The 18542-nt window shown below is 72.8% G+C and carries 15 protein-coding genes and 1 tRNA gene; 6 read left to right on the forward strand and 10 right to left on the reverse strand.

What is annotated here, in order from left to right:
- Positions 1-49: 49 nt before the first annotated feature.
- The 3 genes from QSK20_RS01240 to QSK20_RS01250 form a co-directional block, all read right to left on the reverse strand.
- The gene (locus tag QSK20_RS01240; RefSeq protein WP_285786689.1) at positions 50-1210 is read right to left on the reverse strand and encodes a branched-chain amino acid ABC transporter substrate-binding protein; all 1161 of its coding nucleotides are present in this window, start codon (positions 1208-1210) and stop codon (positions 50-52) included.
- A gap of 261 nt (positions 1211-1471) precedes the next feature.
- Positions 1472-2650, reverse strand: a complete 1179-nt coding sequence (locus tag QSK20_RS01245) for a hypothetical protein (RefSeq protein ID WP_285786690.1) — start codon at positions 2648-2650, stop codon at positions 1472-1474.
- A gap of 54 nt (positions 2651-2704) precedes the next feature.
- A complete protein-coding gene (locus QSK20_RS01250) occupies positions 2705-3325 on the reverse strand; it encodes an ANTAR domain-containing response regulator (RefSeq protein ID WP_285786691.1) in 621 nt (206 codons plus the stop codon).
- Between the two features lie 83 nt (positions 3326-3408).
- Here QSK20_RS01250 and QSK20_RS01255 point away from each other — a divergent pair.
- Positions 3409-3491: transfer RNA gene (locus QSK20_RS01255), tRNA-Leu, on the forward strand.
- Between the two features lie 104 nt (positions 3492-3595).
- Here QSK20_RS01255 and QSK20_RS01260 read toward each other — a convergent pair.
- From QSK20_RS01260 to QSK20_RS01270, 3 genes are all read right to left on the reverse strand, one after another.
- Complete coding sequence (locus tag QSK20_RS01260; protein WP_352232267.1) at positions 3596-4813, reverse strand: RNA polymerase sigma factor; 1218 nt, start codon at positions 4811-4813, stop codon at positions 3596-3598.
- Positions 4814-4834: 21 nt separating this feature from the next.
- Positions 4835-5176 carry a YciI family protein gene (locus QSK20_RS01265; RefSeq protein ID WP_285786692.1) on the reverse strand — a complete coding sequence of 114 codons (342 nt, stop codon included), beginning with the start codon at positions 5174-5176 and terminating at the stop codon, positions 4835-4837.
- 170 nt (positions 5177-5346) lie between these two features.
- Entirely contained in the window at positions 5347-6537 is a 1191-nt protein-coding gene (locus QSK20_RS01270) for a trans-sulfuration enzyme family protein (protein WP_285786693.1), read from the reverse strand.
- An 83-nt stretch (positions 6538-6620) separates the two neighbouring features.
- On the opposite strand from QSK20_RS01270, the gene QSK20_RS01275 reads away from it, so the two are divergent.
- Both QSK20_RS01275 and QSK20_RS01280 read left to right on the forward strand, forming a co-directional pair.
- Positions 6621-7100, forward strand: coding sequence for an Lrp/AsnC family transcriptional regulator (locus QSK20_RS01275; protein ID WP_088982979.1), 480 nt, complete (start codon positions 6621-6623; stop codon positions 7098-7100).
- A 92-nt stretch (positions 7101-7192) separates the two neighbouring features.
- Complete coding sequence (locus QSK20_RS01280) at positions 7193-8203, forward strand: LLM class flavin-dependent oxidoreductase (RefSeq protein ID WP_285786694.1); 1011 nt, start codon at positions 7193-7195, stop codon at positions 8201-8203.
- A 194-nt stretch (positions 8204-8397) separates the two neighbouring features.
- On the opposite strand, the gene QSK20_RS01285 is transcribed toward QSK20_RS01280, so the two are convergent.
- Positions 8398-10674, reverse strand: coding sequence for a rhamnogalacturonan lyase family protein (locus QSK20_RS01285; protein WP_285786695.1), 2277 nt, complete (start codon positions 10672-10674; stop codon positions 8398-8400).
- 407 nt (positions 10675-11081) lie between these two features.
- Between QSK20_RS01285 and QSK20_RS01290 the strand changes: the two genes are divergently transcribed.
- Positions 11082-12530 carry a pyridoxal-dependent decarboxylase gene (locus QSK20_RS01290; RefSeq protein ID WP_285786696.1) on the forward strand — a complete coding sequence of 483 codons (1449 nt, stop codon included), beginning with the start codon at positions 11082-11084 and terminating at the stop codon, positions 12528-12530.
- A gap of 33 nt (positions 12531-12563) precedes the next feature.
- On the opposite strand, the gene QSK20_RS01295 is transcribed toward QSK20_RS01290, so the two are convergent.
- The 3 genes from QSK20_RS01295 to pyk are packed head-to-tail and all read right to left on the reverse strand — an operon-like array spanning position 12564 to position 15406.
- Complete coding sequence (locus tag QSK20_RS01295; RefSeq protein ID WP_285786697.1) at positions 12564-13031, reverse strand: RrF2 family transcriptional regulator; 468 nt, start codon at positions 13029-13031, stop codon at positions 12564-12566.
- 51 nt (positions 13032-13082) lie between these two features.
- Positions 13083-13961 (reverse strand): acyl-CoA thioesterase, encoded by an 879-nt coding sequence (locus QSK20_RS01300; protein ID WP_285786698.1) that lies wholly within the window; start codon positions 13959-13961, stop codon positions 13083-13085.
- A complete protein-coding gene (gene pyk, locus QSK20_RS01305) occupies positions 13958-15406 on the reverse strand; it encodes a pyruvate kinase (RefSeq protein ID WP_285786699.1) in 1449 nt (482 codons plus the stop codon). Before pyk ends, QSK20_RS01300 begins: the two co-directional genes overlap by 4 nt.
- A 322-nt stretch (positions 15407-15728) precedes the next feature.
- Here pyk and QSK20_RS01310 point away from each other — a divergent pair, with 322 nt between their 5' ends.
- Together QSK20_RS01310 and QSK20_RS01315 are read left to right on the forward strand one after the other, a co-directional pair.
- A complete protein-coding gene (locus QSK20_RS01310) occupies positions 15729-17321 on the forward strand; it encodes a GMC family oxidoreductase (protein WP_285786700.1) in 1593 nt (530 codons plus the stop codon).
- Positions 17322-17641: 320 nt separating this feature from the next.
- The gene (locus QSK20_RS01315; RefSeq protein ID WP_285786701.1) at positions 17642-18514 is read left to right on the forward strand and encodes an aldo/keto reductase; all 873 of its coding nucleotides are present in this window, start codon (positions 17642-17644) and stop codon (positions 18512-18514) included.
- Positions 18515-18542: the final 28 nt, after the last annotated feature.

The raw sequence follows: 18542 nt of genomic DNA on the forward strand, positions 1-18542 counted from the left end.
CCGGCCGCACCCGCGATCACGAATCAACCGCTGTAGCAGCGACCGGCCGTCAGGACTTCGGGACCTCCTGGTCCGGGACGACCTTGCCGCCCGTGACCTTGAACGCCCAGACCTTGACCTGCGCCGGGTCCAGCTCGCCGCCCTCGACGAACTTGTAGCTGGCCGCGACGCCCTCGCCGCTGTAGCCCTTCACGAACTCCAGCAGCGCCGGACGGGTGGTCTTGCCGTCCTTGATGCCGGCGAGCAGGATGTTCGCCGCGTCGTAGGCGGTGTCGCTGTAGGTGCCCGGGTCGGTGCCGTTGAGCGCCTTGTAGTCCGCGATGAAGTTGCCCCGCGCCTCGGTGGCCGGCTGGCACGGGCAGGTGAGGATGGTGCCCTCGGCAGCGGCCTGACCGGCCGAGGTGATGTAGGCGGCGTCGTTCACGCCGTCCCCGGCCACCAGCGGCGCGGTGACGCCGGCGCCAGTGAGCTGCTTACGGATCAGGCCGGCCTCCTGGTAGTAGCCACCGTAGAAGACCGCCTGCACACCGGCGGCCTTGACCTTGGTGACCACGGCCGAGAAGTCGACCTGCTTGCCCTCGCCCTGGACCTTGTCCGAGCCGACGACCGCCGGGCCGAGGACCTTCTTGACCTCGTCGGCCAGGCCCGCGCCGTACGCCGACTGGTCGTCGATGACGTAGACCTTCTCGGCCTTGATGACGTTCTTGATGTAGTTGCCGGCCGCCGGGCCCTGGCTCAGGTCGTTGCCGACCGCGCGGAAGAAGGTCTTCCAGTTCTGCTTCGCCAGCGTCGGGTTGGTGGCCGACGGGGTGATCGTCACCAGACCGGCCTCGTTGAACAGCGGGCCGGCGGCCTCGGACTCACCCGAGTAGGCGGGGCCGACGATGCCGAGGAGCTTCTCGTCGTCGATGGCCTTCTGCGCCAGACCGGGCGCCTGGTCCGGGCTGCCCTGCGAGTCCAGCGGAACCAGCTCGACCTTGCAGTCGGGGTTCGCCTTGTTGTACTGGTCGACCGCGAGCTTCACGCCGTTGTTCTCGTTGATGCCGAGCGCGGCGGAGCTACCGGTCAACGCGCCGAAGAACGCGATCTTGTTGCCGCACGCGTCCCCACCGGACGCGGCGTCGTCGCTACCGCTGGAGCACGCGGCACCACCCGCGACGAGCGCCATCATGGCCACGCCGCCGATCACGCGTGCGAGCTTCTGCCTCAAGGCTCGAACCCTCCTCAGTCCCATGGCTCGAACCACCCGCTTCGAACTGGCTCTTGCGGGGACGGACGAACCAGACCGTCGTCGCCGGTCTGGGGCGGGACGTTATCCCACGCTGAGCTGTGGCGTAAGACCCGGAAGTTGTCGTTGACCGAACCGTTACAGACCGTGGTAAATCAAGGACGATAACTGTAAGAGTGGCCGTTTCACCTACCACGTACCCCTCCCGACCCGGGCACCGGGGCAGGCCGCCGACCTGCGCGGCTATCGACCGACGTCACGAACCGACGTGGACCAGACCCGGGACGACTTCCCGTCGTCGGCCACCACGACGACCCGGTCGCCGGCACCCGCCACGGCCACCGCCGAGTCACCGCCGTCGGGCACCGCCGCAGGCAGCCCCACCGGCCGCCAGGAGCCGCCCGCGTCCGGCGAGATCCACATCCCGTACCCGCCGCCGTCCCCGGTCACCGCGACCACCTGCTCCCCGGCCACGGCCAGCCCGTCCACCCAGGCAACCCCGGGCCCGGCCGCCGCGCCGAACGCGCCGGCCTCACGCCAGCCCGCCCCGTCCCACCGCCACGCGCCGAATCCGTCGCCCCGGGAACCGACCACCACCACGGCCGACCCCACCCGGGCCACCCGGTGCGCCTGGCCGTCGCCGGCCACGGCGGGCAGCATCCACCGCCGCCACGCCACACCGTCGGAGGAGGTCCAGGCGACCGGCAGAAGGGAAGTCCCACCGGTGGGAAGGAGGGAACCGGCGAGGAACCAACCGGCGGGTCCGGCCGCCGCGTCGTGGGCGGAGGTACGACCACGACCGTCGCCGGCCAGCTCGGCCGCCCCCTCCCGCAGCGCGAACCGGTCGGCGTCGGCCGACGACCAGACCGCCGCGCCGTCCCGACGGCTGCCCGCGATCAACCAACCCGACGGGCCGGCCGCGATCCGGGCCACGTTCACCGCCCGGGGACCACCGAACAACTCGAACGGGGCGGCCACCTCGGTCAGTGCCCCGTCCGGCGACTGCCGCCAGGTGGCCGTACGCGGATTGCCGTGCGCGCCGCCGCTCTTCGCCCCCAGCAGCGCGATCCGGCCGTCCCGGCAGGCGACCGAGTACAGCACGTGCTGCCGGCCGTAGTGCGAGATCGGCAGCATCCGCAGCGCCGCCCAGGTCACACCGTCCGGACTGGACCAGGCCGCCGGCCGGGTGTCGCCGACCGCGTCGGCGACCGCACCCACCACGTACCACCGGTCGGCGCAGGCCACCACGTCACGTACCAGCAGACGACCGGGCGGCCCCGGCGGCGCCGGTAGGGTCAGCGGCTGCCAGGCCAGCGTCAGCGGCCGGACGTCGGTGTCGGCATCGGTGTCCGGCGACCGCACGCAGCCGGACAGCAGCACGGCGACCAGAGCGAGCAGCGCCACCGCGCGCCGGCGAGACATGGACGAGATGCTATCGGTCCGGACCCCGCCGGGGCGGCCCCGACACCGCCGGGCTCAGGAGCCGGACGGCGCCACCTCACCGCCCGAGGTCTCCGTCAGGATCCGCTCGGCGACCTCCTTCATGGTCATCCGGTGGTCCATCGCCGTCCGCTGGATCCACTTGAAGGCCTGCGGCTCGCTCATGTTGTACGTGCTCATCAGCGCGCCCTTGGCGCGCTCCACCGTCTTGCGGATCTCCAGGCGGTCGGTCAGCCCGGCGACCTCGGCCTCCAGCGCGGCGATCTCCGAGTAGCGGGAGAGGGCGATCTCCACCGCCGGCACCAGGTCGCTCTTCTGGAAGGGCTTCACCAGGTACGCCATCGCGCCGGCCGCCCGGGCCCGCTCGACCAGGTCCCGCTGGCTGAACGCGGTCAGAATGATCACCGGCGCGATCCGCGCCCCGGCGATCCGCTCGGCCGCCGCCAGGCCGTCCATGATCGGCATCTTGATGTCGAGGATGACAAGGTCGGGCTTGAGTTCCTCGGCGAGCCGGACGGCGGTCTCGCCGTCGCCGGCCTCCCCGACCACCTCGTAGCCCTCCTCGACGAGCATCTCGGCCAGGTCGAGCCGGATGAGCGCCTCATCCTCGGCGATCAGCACGCGCCTGCGCTCGGCATCCGTCTGCGTCTCGGCCACCAGCCCAACTCCCACCGTCGATCATCAAACCGCTACCACCCATGTTCTCGCAGAAGCCTAGTCCGGTACAGTTGGGCCCACCCGCCGGGATGGTGGAACGGCATACACGGAAGTCTCAAACACTTCTGCCCGAAAGGGCTTGCGGGTTCGAATCCCGCTCCCGGCACTTCTGTCATACACACGTTCGATGATGTCGCCATGCATGCGCCCGAGATCGCGACCGTGCCCGGCACGCCGAACGGGCCGGGCCCTTCAGGCGAGCCACAACTGTCAGCAGCGGCCCAGCCGACCGCGCAGGAACCGGCGCTCGGCGTCGGTGGGGGCCAGGTCGAGGGCCAGCCGGTAACTGTCCACCGCCTCCACCGTCCGGCCGGCGCGGCGCAGCAGGTCGGCGCGGGTGGCGTGCAGCAGGTGGTAGCCGTCGAGCTGCCCGGTGGCGGCGATCGCGTCGACCAGGGGCAGCGCCGCCTCCGGGCCGTCGGCCATGCCGACCGCGACAGCCCGGTTCAGGTCCACGATCGCGCTCGGGGCGACGCGGGCGAGATGGTCGTACAGCCCGACGATCTGCGGCCAGTCGGTGTCGGCCGCGACCGGCGCGGTGGCGTGGCACGCCGCGATGGCCGCCTGGAGCTGGAACGGTCCGGCGCGCCGGTGACGCAGGGCGCGTTCGCAGAGGGCGACGCCCTCGGCGATCCGTTCCCGGTCCCAGCGCGAGCGGTCCTGGTCGGCCAGGGTCACCAGGTCACCGGCGGCGTCGGTCCGGGAGTCCCGCCGGGCGTCGTGCAGCAGCATCAGGGCGAGCACGCCGAGCGCTTCGGGTTCGTCGGGCAGCGCGGCGGTCAGCACCCGGGCGAGCCGGATGGCCTCCCGACTGAGCCGGGCCTTCTCCCGGTCGCCGTAGCCGGCGTTGAACAGCAGGTAGAGCACGTGCAGGACGGCAGGCAGCCGTTCCGGGAGCAGGTGCGCCGGCGGCACCCGGAACGGGACGCGGGCATGGACGATCTTCTGTTTGGCGCGGAAGATGCGCTGGCCCATGGTGCGTTCCGGCACCAGGAACGCCCGGGCTGTCTCGGCGGTGCTCATGCCGGTCAGGCTGCGCAGGGTCAGGGCCACCTGGGCGTCGAGGTTCAGCGCCGGGTGGCAGCAGGTGAAGATCAGTTCCAGACGTTCGTCCGGGATGTCGCTGTCGCTGCGGTAGGGCTCGGGCTCCGGGCCCGCCGCGGTCAGCTCCCGTAGCTTCGCGGCCTCGGTCGACGCGCGGCGGATCCGGTCGATCGCGCGGTTCCGGGCGGCGGTGGTGAGCCAGGCCAGCGGCTGGTCGGGTACGCCGGATTCCGGCCATTTCCGCAGGGCCTGGGTGAACGCGTCCTGGGCGCACTCCTCGGCCAGGTGCCAGTCGCCGCCGGTGAGCCGGATCATGGTGGCCACGATCCGGCTCCACGCGTCGGCGTAGATCCCGGCGATGCGTTCGGTCAACTCAGCCGGCACCGGCGTCTTCCGTTTCCGTGGTCAGTCCTCGTCGTCGAGCCAGAACGGGCGGAGTTCGATCTTCCCTCGCCACGCCATCGGGTGCCGGGACGCCACCTCGACGGCCTCGTCGAGGTCGGCGCACTCGATGATGTCGAAGCCGGCGATCTGGTCCTTGGTCTCGGCGTACGGACCGTCGGTCAGCAGCACCTGGCGGTCGCGGACCCGCACGGTGGTGGCGTCGCTGGCCGGCCGGGTAGGGCTACCCATCAGCCGGACGCCCCTGCCGTCCATCTCGGTGACCCAGTCCTCGACGTCCGGGACCGCGTCGTCCGGGCCGGGCTGGTGGTCCGGGTCGGTGCAGACCAGCATCAGGTACCTCATCGGGCGGTTCTCCTCGCGGTGTCGGTGGCGCTCGTGGCGACCGGGTCCATGGTCGTGCTCCTCTCGGTCTTCGTCGGCACGGGTGGCGAACGGGGTTCGCCGGTCCGGGACAACGAGGGCTTCGTCAGGTGGGTGACGAACGGGAGGGGCGTTCCACTACCACCGCCGCTTCAGAATTCTCGGCCGTCCACCGAGGCGAGCGCGCGGGCGAGGTCGGCGTGCAGGTCCTCCGGGTCCTCGAGACCGACGGAGAGGCGGAGCAGCCCGGCGGGCGGCTTGGCCGGGCCGTCGACCGGGCGGTGGGTCAGCGACGCCGGGTGCTGGATGAGGGTGTCGACGCCGCCGAGGGAGACGGCGTGGGTGATCAGCCGGCAGGCCGCGGCGACGGCGGAGGCGGCGGGCGCGCCGCCGCGTACCTCGAAGGAGAGCAGGCTTCCGGTGCCGCGCAGTTGCCGGCCGACGAGCCCGGTGGGGTCGGCGAGGCTGGGGTGGTGGACGCGGGCGACGTGGGGGTGGGTGGCGAGCCAGGCCGCGAGTTTCTCCGCGCCGGCCTGCTGGGCGCGGACCCGCAGTGGGAGGGTCTGGAGTCCCCGGTGCAGCAGGTACGCGCCGAGCGGGTGCAGGACGGCGCCGGTGAGCGCACGGACCTGGCGCAGTCGTGCCGCCCAGCCGCTGTCACAGGCGACGACGCCGGCGAGGACGTCGCCGTGTCCGCCGATGCTCTTGGTGGCGCTGTGCAGGACGAGGGCCGCCCCGTGCCGGACGGGCTGCTGGAGCACGGGGGTGGCGACGGTGTTGTCGACCAGCAGCGGGACACCGCCGGCGGCGGTGGCGAGGGCGGCGATGTCGACGAGGTCGAGGGTGGGGTTGGCGGGGGTCTCGACGACGACCAGGGCGGTGTCGGGTCGGACGGCGGCGGCCACCTGGTCGGGGCGGGCCCAGGTGACCTCGGTGCCGAGCAGGCCGCTGGCGAGCACGTGGTCGGTTCCGCCGTAGAGGGGCCGGACGGCGACGAGGTGACGTTTCCCGTCCCGGGTGGCGGCGAGCAGGGTGGCGGTGAGGGCGGCCATGCCGCTGGCGAAGGCGACGGCGTCGGTGGTGGCTTCGAGTTCGGCGAGGGCGGTCTCGAAGCGGGCGACGGTGGGGTTCCAGAGGCGCTGGTAGACGGCGTTGCCGCCGGCGGGGAGGGGTTCGCCGGTGGCGAGGGTCTGGTAGGCGTCGCCGCCGCTGTCGACCGAGGGCAGCGGGTTGGTGGTGGAGAGGTCGATGGGCGGGACGTGGACGCCGAGGCCGGTGAGGTCGTCGCGGCCGGCGTGCACGGCCCGGGTGTCCAGCGCGGTCATGGCGGAAGCCTCGAACATCCCGAGGATGTTGGGCAAGGTTTCCGTACAAGATTCTGTGTCGCTGCGCGCCTGTCGACGGATGTTCGATAGATCATGGATGGATGCCAGTCGCACCGAATGATGTACGGCGCTTCGCCGCCCTCGACGACACCGACCGGGCGATCCTCGCCGTCCTGGCCGGGGACGGCCGGATTCCGAACAACGCGCTCGCCGAACGGGTGGGGGTGGCGCCGTCGACATGCCTGAGCCGGGTCCGGGCGTTGCGGGAGTGCGGGGCGATCCGGGGGTTCCACGCGGACGTGGATCCGGCGGCGGTGGGGCTGCCGTTGCAGGCCCTGGTGTCGGTGCGGTTGACCGCACACGAGCGGGCGGCGGTGGACGCGTTCCGGGCCCGGTCGGTGCGGCTGCCGGGGGTGGTGTCGGTGTTCCACGTGGCGGGGGTGGACGACTACGTGCTGCACGTGCGGGCGGCGTCGGGGGACGCGTTGCGGGACTTCGTGCTGGACCACCTGGCGGTGGACCCGGCGGTGCAGCACGCCCACACGAGCCTGATCTTCGAACAGGTGCGCGGGCTGGGCTGAGGGGTGGTAGCAGGGGACCCCTGCTCATCAAAATGCGGTAACAGGGTGCCCTTGCAGGAACAAGGCGGGAGCGAACCGGGTTGGTCAGGCGTGTGATCGACGTACCGTTGTCTGTTCTTGATCTTGCTCCGGTCGCGGCGGGGACCTCCTCGGGGGCGGCGCTGCGACACACCACCGAGTTGGCCCGGCGCACCGAGGAACTGGGTTACCGCCGGTTCTGGGTGGCTGAGCACCACAACATGCCGGCGATCGCCAGTTCGGCGCCGGCGGTGCTGATCGCGCACCTGGCGGCGCACACCTCGACGATCCGGCTGGGCTCGGGCGGGGTGATGCTGCCCAACCACGCGCCGCTGGTGGTGGCCGAGCAGTTCGGCACCCTGGAGGCGCTGCATCCGGGCCGCATCGACCTGGGCATCGGCCGGGCCCCGGGCACCGACCAGGTGACCGCGCTGGCGTTGCGACGGACCATGGAGGGGTTGTCGGCGGAGGGGTTCCCCCGGGAGCTGGCCGACCTGATGAACTACTTCAGCGGGGAGCGGCCGGGGCCGATCGTGGCGACCCCGGGGCGGGGCGAGCAGCCGGCGGTCTGGCTGCTCGGGTCGAGCGGGTTCAGCGCGCAGCTGGCCGGGGCGCTCGGGTTGCCGTTCTCGTTCGCGCACCACTTCAGCGCGGCGAACACCGAGCCGGCCCTGGCGTTGTACCGGCGCAGCTTCCGGCCGTCGCAATGGCTGGACCGGCCGTACGCGATGGTGGCGGTGAACACCGTCTGCGCGGAGACCGACGAGCGGGCGCGGTGGCTGGCCGCCCCGGCCGCGCTGTCGTTCCTCAAGTTGCGTTCCGGGAAGCCGGAGCCCCTGGTCAGCCCGGAGGAGGCGGCGGAGTACCCGTACACCGAGCCGGAGCGGGTGTTCGTGGCGCAGCGCGGGGAGGGCCAGTTCATGGGCTCGCCGGAGACGGTCCGCCGGCAGGCCGGCGAGCTGCTGGAGCGGACCGGGGCCGACGAGCTGATGCTGACCACCCTGGTGTACGACGTGGCGGACCGGGTGCGGTCGTTCGAGCTGGTCGCGGAGCAGGTGGCCGGCGGACTGCGGCGCGCGGGCTGACCGACGGCCCACCGGGAGCACGGGGCGGGGTCGTCGGCCAACGGGCGGCACCAGACAGGCGGCACTGAACGGGCGGCACTGGACGGGCGGCACCGGACGGGCGGCACCAGGCCTGGCGGGACAGCGGTCCACCCCCACCGCTCCCCCGGTGTCCGGCGTTCCGCGCGCGGACACCGGGAGGGCGGTCGGCGGGGTCAGCGCGGGTAGATGTTCGGGGCGGGCGGGGTGGGCATGCCGTCACCGATGAAGAAGCCCGGGTGCGGCGGCTGGTTGTAGGCGGTGTTCTGCCAGGCGATCGCGGTGCGGTACTGCGGGTCGTGCATCAGCGTGTGGATCCGGGTGGCGGTCGGCGTCGGGGTGCTGTAGATGCGCAACGCGGTGTTGTCGCTGGTACGCCAGATCACCTCCTCCCGCCAGTCGCCGAGGATGTCGGCGGAGAGCGCCGGGGTGGCCTTGGTGCCGTTGTTGGCGGCCACGCCGCTGCCGGTGAGCAGCCGGGTGTCGCCACCGGTGCCGTACTTGTCGATCCGGGTGGCGTCGAGGAGTTCCCGGACCGGGTCGCCGTCCCACCAGACGAGGAAGTTGGTCGAGGAGGGCTTGCGGCCGACGTTCTGGCCCCGGGTGTTGGCGATCCCGCTGGCGACGGACGACCAGGACTCGGCGCCGGGGCTGCCGGCCCAGATGTCGCCGGAGACGCCCCGGCCGTTGTCGCCGGACGCCGGGGTGGACCAGATGATCTGACCGGTACGGGCATCGGCGAAGTACGAGCTGGGCTTGCTGGCGTCCTCGTCGACCTTGAAGACCTCCAGGCCGGCGCGCGCCGGGTCGAGGTCGCCGACGTGCATGGCGTCGCCGTGGCCGTTGCCGGTGGAGTGCAGCAGCCGGCCGTTGTCGTCGAGGGTGGCGGCCCCGTAGACGATCTCCTGGCGGCCGTCGGCGTCCACGTCGGCGACGGAGAGCTGGTGGTTGCCCTGCCCGTACGCGGCGCCGTTGCCGGAGGCGTTGGAGTCGAACGTCCACCGCTTGGTGAGGGTGCCGTTGCGGAAGTCCCAGGCGGCGACGACGGCCCGGGTGTAGTAGCCGCGCGCCATGATCAGGGACGGGCGCTGGCCGTCGAGGTAGGCGGTGCCGGCCAGGAACCGGTCGACCCGGTTGCCGTAGTTGTCGCCCCAGGAGGAGACGTTCCCGCGCGGCGGGTCGTAGGCGACGGTGGAGAGGACCGCACCGGTACGGCCGTCGAACATGGTCAGGTACTCGGGGCCGGCGAGGACGTAGCCGCTGGAGTTGCGGTGGTCGGCGGAGCCGGAGCCGATGGTCTGGCCGGTGCCGGAGCGGGTGCCGTCGGCGGTCTTCATGGCCACCTCGGCGCGACCGTCGCCGTCGTAGTCGTACACCTGGAACTGGGTGTAGTGCGCGCCGGCACGGATGTTGCGGCCGAGGTCGATGCGCCACAGCCGGGTGCCGGTGAGGGTGTACGCGTCGACGAACACCGGGCCGGTGTACCCGCTCTGCGAGTTGTCCTTGGCGTTGGTCGGGTCCCACTTGAGCACGATCTCGTAGCGTCCGTCGCCGTCGAGGTCACCGACGGAGGCGTCGTTGGCGACGTAGGTGTAGGCCTCACCGCTGGGGGTGGTGCCACCGGGCGGGGGCTGGATCGGCACGTCGAGGTGACCGCCCGCGAACGACAGCGCAGGCGCGGAGGCGGGCTGCTCGACGCCGTCCACCACGGCCCGCACGGTGTACGTGGCCCCGGCGGCGGCCCCGCTGTCGAGGTGGTTGGTCGCGCCCGTGATCGGCGTGCCGTTCACCTTCGTGCCGCCCCGGTAGAGGTTGAACGACACCCCGGAGGTCTCGGTGCCGAGCAGCCGCCAGGAGACGAGGTTCCCGGTGCCGGAGCGGACGCTGACCAGCCCCCGGTCGAGGTCCTCCACCTGCTTGGCCCCGGCCGGCGGCGTGGTGGGGGGTGGTGTCGTGGGCGGCGGTGTGGTGGGGGGCGGGGTCGTCGGTGGCGGGGTGGTGGGCGGGGGCGTGGTCCCGGGCGGGGTGGTGGGGGTCGCGCCGGTGCAGGTCGTGCCGTTGAGCGCGAAGCTCGCCGGTGCCGGGTTGGCGGTGCCGTTCCACGAGGCGTTGAAGCCGAAGCTGGTGGTGCCTCCGCTGCCGATCACGGCGTTGTAGCCGACGTCGCGGGCGGTGACCCGGTCGGCGGACTGGGTGACGGTGGCGTTCCACGCCTGGTCGACCTGTTGTCCGGTGGTGAAGGACCAGGTGAGGGTCCAGCCGGTGACCGGGTCGCCGAGGTTGGTGACGGCGACGTCGGCCCCGAAGCCGCCACCCCACTGGTTGGTCACGCGGTAGTCGACCCGGCAGCCGACGGCGGCGGCCGAGGCGACCACGGTGGTCAGGAGGCCGGCGGCGAGGGCGCCGGCGGTGGTGGCGGCGAGCAGGGCGGTGCGGGTGGTTCGGGTACGCATGCGGGCCTCTCGGGGAGGTCGGGCGCACGGCGGTGGCACCGTCGCCTTGCCCGGTCGACGGTCGCTCGCCGCGCTGCGGCTCCGGCCGGAACAGCACCGGCCGGGAGGAAAGGCCCCACGCACGATGGACGATAGAAGACCTCGTTGTGGGGCACAACACTCGCCGGCCGGGGCGGGCAAGATGCCCGAAACACGATCTTCACACCGGCTTCACCCACGGGTGGCGGGGGTCGCCTAACGTTGGTTCCGGTGGTGGTAGGGCATCCCCGGTCGGGACGGGTCGGGGGTGCTGCGGTGTGGTGCACCGGGCCGCAGCTGTGCGGATTCCGCGGCTGTGGCCCGGTGCCTGCCGTCGGGGCAGGTCACACCCCCTTGCCTGGCGTACGGATTGTTGATCGACTCGTCGGGTGGCAGCTCACATGGACCCCGAGGAGTTCCGCCGCGCCGGTCACGCGGTGGTGGACTGGATCGCCGACTACTGGTCGACGCTCGACGCGCGCCCGGTGACCTCGCAGGACCCGCCGGGGACGGTCACCGCCGCGTTGCCCGCCGGTCCGCCGACCGTCGGGGAGCCGATCGAGGCGGTGCTCGCCGACCTCGACACCGTGATCGCCCCGGGGCTCACCCACTGGCAGCATCCCGGGTTCTTCGCGTACTTCCCCGCCAACACCAGCGGTCCGAGTGTCCTGGGCGACCTGGTCAGCTCGGGGCTCGGCGTGCAGGGCATGCTGTGGGCCACCGGACCGGCCTGCACCGAGCTGGAGACGCGGATGCTCGACTGGCTGGCCGGGCTGCTCGGCCTGCCGGAGCGGTTCCACTCGTCCGGTCGGGGCGGCGGCGTGATCCAGGACTCGGCCTCGTCGGCGACCCTGGTCGCCACCCTGGTGGCGCTGCACCGGGCCGGCCGGGGCCGGTGGCGGGCCGTCGGCGTCGACCGCCGCTACCGCGCGTACACCTCCACCCAGGGGCACTCCTCCATCGAGAAGGCGGCCCGGATCGCCGGCCTGGGCGACGAGGGGGTGCGTCCGATCGAGGTGGACCCCGAGACGCAGGCGATGCGCCCGGCGGCGTTGCGCGCGGCGATCGAGGCCGACCTGGCCGCCGGGGTGGTACCGGCGATCGTGGTGGCGACGATCGGGACCACCTCCACCGCCGCCGTGGACCCGCTGCCGGAGATCGGCGCGATCTGCGCCGAGTACGGCGTCTGGCTGCACGTCGACGCGGCGTACGCGGGCGCGGCGGCGGTCTGCCCGGAGCTGCGCTGGTCGCACGCGGGCCTGGAGTACGCCGACTCGTACTGTTTCGACCCGCACAAGTGGCTGCTCACCGGCTTCGACTGTGACGCGTTCTGGGTGGCCGACACGGCGGAACTGGTCGAGGCGCTGACCGTGCTGCCGGAGTACCTGCGCAACGCGGCCACCGAGTCCGGAGCGGTGATCGACTACCGGGACTGGCAGGTGCCGCTGGGCCGCCGGTTCCGGGCGTTGAAGCTCTGGTTCGTGCTCCGCTGGTACGGCGTCGAGGGACTGCGGGCGCACGTCCGCTCCGGGGTGGCGTTGGCCGCCCGTTTCGCCGACCGGGTCCGCGCCGACGACCGGTTCGAGCTGACCGCGCCGCATCCGTTCTCGCTGGTCTGCTTCCGGCTCCGGGGCGCGGACGAGCCGAACGCCGCGCTGCTGGAGCGGGTCAACGCCACCGGCCGGGTGTACCTGACGCACACCCGGGTCGGGGGCCGGTACACGCTGCGCCTGACGGTCGGCTCCCCGCAGACCCGCGAGGAGCACGTCGACGAGGCCTGGGAACTGCTCCGGGCCACGGCGGAGCACCTGCTCGCCGGGGAGGCTCCGGCGCGGTGACGGCGAAGGGGGCGGTGACGGCGAGAGGGCGGGTCAGCTCCAGGCTCGGGGGTCGGCGGCGAGCTGGTTGACCCGCTCGGGCAGGGTCCCGGTGGCCACGTCGGCGATGGTGACCAGTTCGAGGATCTCCCGTTCGCTGGCGCGCAGGGCGATCCACACCTCCTGCAACGACCGTGCCGCACCGTGGTACCCGACCTGCTCGGGGCGCTGCCCCCGGACGTGCGCCAGCGGGCCGTCGATCACCCGGATCACCTCGGCGAGGGAGATCTCGGCCGCCGGCCGGGCCAGCCAGTAGCCGCCCTCCGGGCCACGCTGGGCGTGCACGACGCCGCCCCGGCGCAGTTGAAGCAGGATGCTCTCCAGGAACTTCGGCGGGATGTCCTGCGCCCGGGCGATCTGCTCGGCGGTGACCGGGCGGGTCCGTCCGGGTCCGTCACCGGCGACCGACGCGAGTTCGGCGGTCGCACGCAACGCGTAGTCGACCCGGGCGGAGAGACGCATGTCGGACAGGTTACCGGCCAGTCGGAACGGCCTGCCGGTCGCCCCGGCCGGTCAACCCGCCACCCGGCGCAACAGCCCCTCCTGCACGGAGCTGGCGATGTGCCGGCCGTCGGTGGTGAACATCCGACCGGTGGCCAGTCCCCGCCCGCCGGAGGCGGACGGACTCCAGCAGTCGTAGAGGAACCACTCGTCGGCCCGGAAGGGGCGGTGGAACCAGAGCGCGTGGTCGAGGCTGGCCCCGACCACGCCGCCGGGCCCCCAGACCTCGCCGTGCACCGACAGCACCGAGTCGAGCAGGGTCAGGTCGGAGGCGTACGTCAGGGCGCAGGCGTGCAGCAGTGGATCGTCGGGAAGCTTGCCGTCGATGCGCATCCAGACCCGCTGGTGCGGGTCCGGGGGCCGGTCGCCGGGGCGCACCCAGCCGGGCTCGCCGACGTAGCGCACGTCGATCGGGCGGGGGATCATCGCCCAGATACCGAGCCGCTCGGGGTAACGGGCGAGCCGGTCGGTCATGGTGGGGACGCCCTCGGGGCCGGGCACGTCCGGCGGGGTGGGGGCCTGGTGGTCCAGCCCCTCCTCGTAGCGCTGGAACGAGGCCGACATGAAGAAGATCGGCTTCTCGTGCTGGAGGGCCACCGACCGGCGGACCGAGAAGGAACGCCCGTCCCGGACGTTCTCCACCTCGTAGTCGATCGGCTCGCTCGGGTCGCCGGGGCGGACGAAGTAGCCGTGCAGCGAGTGCACGAACCGCTCCGGGTCGACCGTACGGCCGGCGGCCACCAGGGCCTGACCGGCGACCTGGCCGCCGTACACCCGCTGGGGACCGACCGGGGGGCTGATCCCCCGAAAGGTCGTCGCGCCGGTCGGCGCGAGGTCGAGGACCTCCAGCAGCTGGTCGACGGCGGCCTGGCCGGTCAGGACGTCGGTCACTGCAACGCCCGCGCCGAGGCCGCGTCCACGAGCGAGCCGAGCTGGTGCACCCGCAGCGTGTTGGTGGAACCGGGGGTGCCGGGCGGGCTGCCGGCGACGATCACCACGTAGTCGCCCGGGTTGGCTCGGTTGAGGCCGAGCAGCGCCTGGTCGACCTGGCGGAACATGTCGTCGGTGTGCTCCACGAACGGCATCAGGAAGGTCTGCACGCCCCAGGAGAGGGCGAGCTGCCGGTAGACCTCGGGGACCGGGGTGAACGCCAGCAGTGGCAGGTCGCAGTGCAGCCGGGAGAGCCGCTTCACGGTGTCGCCGGTCTGCGAGAAGGCGACCAGCGCCTTCGCGCCGATGGCCCGGGCGATCGACGAGGCCGCCGAGGTCAGCGCGCCACCGTGGGTACGCGGGTCGTGCTGGAGCCGGGGCACGGCGAACGAGCCGGCCTCGGTGGTGGTGACGATCTTCGCCATGGTGCTGACGGTCAGCACCGGGTACTTGCCGACGCTGGTCTCGCCGGAGAGCATCACCGCGTCCGCGCCGTCGAGCACGGCGTTGGCGACGTCGGAGGCCTCGGCCCGGGTCGGCCGGGAGTTCTCGATCATCGAGTCGAGCATCTGGGTGGCCACGATGACCGGCTTGGCGTTCTCCCGGCAGAGCTGCACCGCCCGCTTCTGCACCAGCGGGACCTGGTCCAGCGGCAGCTCGACGCCGAGGTCGCCCCGGGCGACCATGACCCCGTCGAAGGCCAGCACGATCGCCTCGAGGTGGTCGACCGCCTCGGGCTTCTCGACCTTGGCCAGCACCGGCCGGTGCACGCCGACCTCGCTCATGATCGTGTGGACGAGCTTGATGTCCTCGGCCGAGCGGACGAAGGAGAGCGCGATCATGTCGACCCCGAGGCCGAGGGCGAAGCGGAGGTCCTCGGCGTCCTTCTCCGACAGGGCCGGCACGCTGACCGCCACGTTCGGCAGCGAGACGCCCTTGTTGTTGGAGACCGGGCCGCCCTCGGTGACCAGGCACCGGATGTCGTTGCCGGTCACGTCGGTGACCTCGACGGCGACCCGGCCGTCGTCGATCAGCAGCCGGTCGCCCGGCTTCACCTCCTGCGGCAGCTTGCGGTAGGTGCAGGAGACCCGGTCCTTGGTGCCGAGCACCTCGTCGCCGGTGATCACCACCGAGTCGCCGGTGCGCCACTCGTGCGGCCCGTCGGCGAACCGGCCGAGGCGGATCTTCGGACCCTGGAGGTCGGCCAGGACGGCGACCGGACGGCCCGCCGCCTCGGCGGCCTCGCGGACCAGCCGGTAGACGGCCTCGTGGTCGGCGTGGCTGCCGTGGCTGAAGTTCAGCCTCGCCACGTTCATGCCCGCCTCGACCAGCCCGCGGATGCGTTCCGGCGAGGAGGTGGCGGGACCGAGAGTACAGACGATCTTCGCGCGGCGTGTCACGCCCATCAGGCTAGTCTCTCCCCCGGGCCGGGCTGGGTGCCGACCCTCTTGCGGATTGCGGAACAGTTGTCCAACGACGCGCTGGGCGCGTATGGCCGGCGGGCGGGGCCGCACCGGGACGTTGAGGTGGCGGGCATCGGCGACCGCGCGCCCGGAATCGTACTCCTCGCCGTCGCGCTTCGCTGGGTCGTCCCTCGGCCCGGCGGGATCGGTGTCCGGATCGTCATCCACGACCGGGCCGACGACGGACGGTGACCGACCCCCCGACGCCAGGTGAGTGACCGACCGACTACCGTCTGATCCATCGATCGCCGACCGGGGGTCCAGTGTGGAAGAGTTCGACTACGTGGTGGTCGGCGCGGGCACGGCGGGCTGCGTGCTGGCGCACCGGCTCAGCGCGGACCCGGCGACCCGGGTGCTGCTGGTCGAGGCCGGCGGCTGGGACAGCAGTCTCTTCGTCCGCATCCCGAAGGGCTTCTCGAAGCTCATGGACGACCGGAGCACGGCCTGGCACTACCCCGCCACCACCCCCTCCGGGCGCGAGGTGTGGCAGCGGGGACGGCTGGTCGGGGGCTCCAGCTCGATCAACGGCATGATCTACGGCCGGGGCGCCCCGGCCGACTGGGACGCGCTGGCCGACCGGGGCAACCCCGGCTGGGGCTGGGACGCGATGCGCCCGGTGTTCCAGCGGATCGAGGACAGCCCGTACCGCGCGGCGGGCGCCGGCACCGACGGTCCGCTGCGCCTCTCCACGGCCGTCGGCACGAACGAACTCTGCGAGGAGATGATCGACGCCGGGGTCCGGCAGGGGCTGCGGCGTACCGACGACCTCAACGACGGCGACGACGAACGGATCGGCTACACCACCGCGACCATCCGGGACGGCCAGCGGGTCAGCGCCGCGCACGCCTTCCTGCACCCGGTGCGGGACCGGCCGAACCTGACCGTGCTGGTGCGCACGGTGACCCAGCGGGTGCTGGTGACGGCGGGCCGGGCGGTCGGGGTGCGGGTGCACCGGGCCGGGCGCAGCGTCGACCTGTACGCCCGCGCCGAGGTGATCCTCGCAGCCGGCGCGATCGCCAGCCCGCAGCTGCTCCAGCTCTCCGGGATCGGGCCGGCCGGCACGCTGCGGGCCGCCGGGGTGACGGTGCTGGCCGACCGGCCCCGGGTGGGCGCCGGGATGCGGGAGCACCGGATGATGGCCCTCCAGTACCGGCTGGCCGGCCAGATCGGGTACAACCCCCTCCTCAACAACGTCCTCGGCCAGTCGCTGGCGGCGATGCGCTGGCTGGTCGCCAAGCGGGGACCGCTCGCCCTGCCGGTGCACGACGTGGCCGCCTGCCTGCGCTCGACGCCGCAGGGGGACCGGCCGGACGCGCACCTGCTGATGGCGCCGTTCTCGGCCGCCCCGCCCCGGCCGGGCCGGGCGCTGGAACTGGAACGGGAGGCCGGGCTGATGTGCCTCGGCGGGGTGACCCGGCCGGAGAGCGAGGGCAGCCTGGAGATCACCGGCCCGGCGCCGGCGACCCCGCCCCGGATCGTCATGCGCTACCTCACCGACCCGTACGACCGGTCGGTGGCGGTGGCGACGTTCCGCCGGATGCGGGAGTTCTTCGCGACCGGGCCGATCGCCCGGCGGATCGTGACCGAGACGCTGCCCGGCGCGGCCGTCCGGGGCGAGCGGGAGATCCTCGACGCGGCGCTGACGCACGGCTACTGCGGCTACCACGCCGTCGGCACCTGCGCGATGGGCCCGGACGACGCCGACGTGGTCGACCCGGACCTGCGGGTGCGCGGGGTGGACGGGCTCCGGGTGGTGGACGCCTCGGTGCTGCCGGTGCTGGTGTCGGCCTGGATCAACGGTCCGGTGGCCGCGCTGGCCTGGCGCGCCGCCGACGTCATCCTGGGCAGCCGCGTCTGAGATCGAGCGTCCCGCACCGGTGATGCTCCGCGGTGGTAGTGCGCTCTCCGCGGTGGTAGCGCGCTCTCCGCGGTGGTAGCGCGCTCTCCGCGGTGGTAGCGCGCTCTCCGCGGTGGTAGCAGGGGTCCCCTGTTCACGCTTTTTGCCGAGGAGGGGTCCCCTGCAACCACCCCAGCCTCCAGCCCTCGGCCGGCCGGACGGCCGACGATCACCTCACATCCGACGCGCGCGTCGGGAACGGCGTGTCGGGTAAGACCGACGGAGGAGCTGCACGGCGGAGCCGACCGCCGGTGGACGACGAGGTACGGAGGATCCGGATCATGGCAGTCGGGACGAGTGGTCAGCCGGCGAAGGCGTCGGGGCGGTACCGGATCGGTGGGGACCTGCCTGTCGACCGGCTCGGGTACGGGGCGATGCAGCTCACCGGCCCGGGGGTGTGGGGTGACCCGAAGGACCCGGCCGAGGCGCTCCGGGTGCTGCGCCGGGCGGTGGAGCTGGGCGTCACCTTCGTCGACACCGCCGACTCGTACGGGCCGTTCGTGAGCGAGCTGCTGATCCGCGAGGCGCTGCACCCGTACCGCGACGACCTGGTGATCGCTACCAAGGCCGGACTGACCCGCTCCGGCCCGGACGACTGGCGGCCGGTGGGCCGACCGGAGTACCTGCGCCAGCAGTGCGAGCTGAGCCTGCGGCACCTGGGCCTGGAGACCATCGACCTCTACCAGCTGCACCGCATCGACCCGCAGGTGCCGCTCGCCGACCAGCTCGGCGAGCTGGCGTTGCTGAAGCAGGAGGGCAAGATCCGGCACATCGGGCTCTCCGAGGTGACGGTGGAGCAGATCGAGCAGGCCCGGGCGACCGTGCCGATCGTCTCGGTGCAGAACCTGTTCAACCTGGCCGACCGGCGGGCCGAGCCGGTGCTGGAGCACTGCGAGCGGCACGACCTGGCGTTCATCCCGTGGTTCCCGATCGCCACCGGCACCCTGGCCCGCCCCGGCGGCCCGCTGGACGCGATCGCCACCGGGCACCACGCGACGCCCGCGCAGCTCGCGCTCGCCTGGCTGCTGCGCCGGTCGCCGGTCATGCTGCCCATCCCGGGTACGTCCTCGGTGGCGCACCTGGAGGAGAACGTGGCCGCCGCCGAGGTGACCCTGACCGACGACGAGTTCGAGGCGCTCAGTCGCGCCGCCTGAGCGGCTGATGGTGTGGCCCCGGTGCGGT

The sequence above is a fragment of the Micromonospora sp. NBRC 101691 genome (genome assembly GCF_030269285.1).
GTDB classification, from domain to species: Bacteria; Actinomycetota; Actinomycetes; order Mycobacteriales; family Micromonosporaceae; genus Micromonospora; species Micromonospora echinospora.